1 protein-coding gene is annotated in these 1,258 nt (G+C 30.9%); it reads left to right on the top strand.

What is annotated here, in order from left to right:
- A partial coding sequence (locus tag AC1DRQ_RS31675; protein WP_477430147.1) for a hypothetical protein occupies nt 1-1,186 on the top strand: 1,186 nt, incomplete at its 5' end.
- Nucleotides 1,187-1,258: the final 72 nt, after the last annotated feature.

Raw genomic sequence — 1,258 nt, 5'->3', positions numbered from 1 at the left:
TACTGTACCTTCATATCTATTAATAATAATCTTAATTGGTGTTTTTTTCCTTTTTCCTTTAAACACTCCTAAGTACAAGCAAACTTTTTGGGAGTTCTTTTTATTCGTTGCCATATTTATTACTTTCAGCTTCATTACTCAAGTAAGTAATTGGTTATACCCGGTCACTGTTCCTAAAAGCATTGTATTAATTGATGCCAGTGATTATTCTACATTAATTTTAAGAGGCAGCTTAATTACACAATCGGCATATTTGATTATAAATGTTTTTTTATACCTGATTATAAAGAACTATTCTGATGAGAATTTAGTTAAAGCGATCAACTGGGCATTCAGGCTACTTATTTTGTATGGTATATATGAGTTTGTATTTTATTTGATATTTAACTCTTCGGGAGATTTTATAAGTAACCGAATTTATAGTAACCAACAGGATGGTGTAATTGGTGGGTCATTCCAGCTTCAACCGATAGGTGCTATGAATTTGTTAAGAATAAAGGGATATACCGGGGAGCCATCTATGTTTTCATTTGTAACGTTACCATACTTTGCTTTATTGATAGGTATGAGAAAGAAATGGGAAGCCATTGTTTGTTTAGGTTGTTTGATATTAACCTTTTCTACAACAGCTTTTTTGGGGTTATTTGTTTATGTTCTTTATCAAATGTTTTTTTCTTCGAATAAWAAAGTAAGATATACATTACTACTAATTGCGGCAAGCTTAATAGGAATATTTGTATTTCTTTATGCAACAAACGATATTTTTAACGGATTAATAAACGCGGTATTTATTGACAAGTTTTCCGGACAAACAGTTTCCGGAGATGAAAGATCTTCGTTTTTCCTGGCAACATTTAATTTCTGGCGTACGTCAGATATACTGCATATTTTATTTGGATATGGCTTTGGGTTTGCCAGATCAACAGACTTTTTTAGTACATTATTATTTAATGTTGGCTTGTTAGGGCTTATAGCTTTTACTTTATTTATTTTTAGCCACTTATTAATCCCTATTAAAGATAAGTATTTGAAAGAAAATTATCATGCGGCCGTAATTATGATGTTTTTCGTTATGATGATTTCTGTTCCTGAATTTGCGTACTGTAGTTTTTGGGTTATTTTGGCGAGCGGTTATGTTTTTAAAAATTACAACTTAAAGAATATTAATGTTATACATAAACTCTAGGTTTTTGACGCAAAATTTAACTGGCGTACAAAGATTTGGCTTTGAAATATCAAAACAACTCGCAGTTAAAAG

It is taken from the genome of Mucilaginibacter sp. P4_E8 (assembly GCF_056401495.1).
This window is presented reverse-complemented; position numbering and strand designations above follow the sequence as displayed.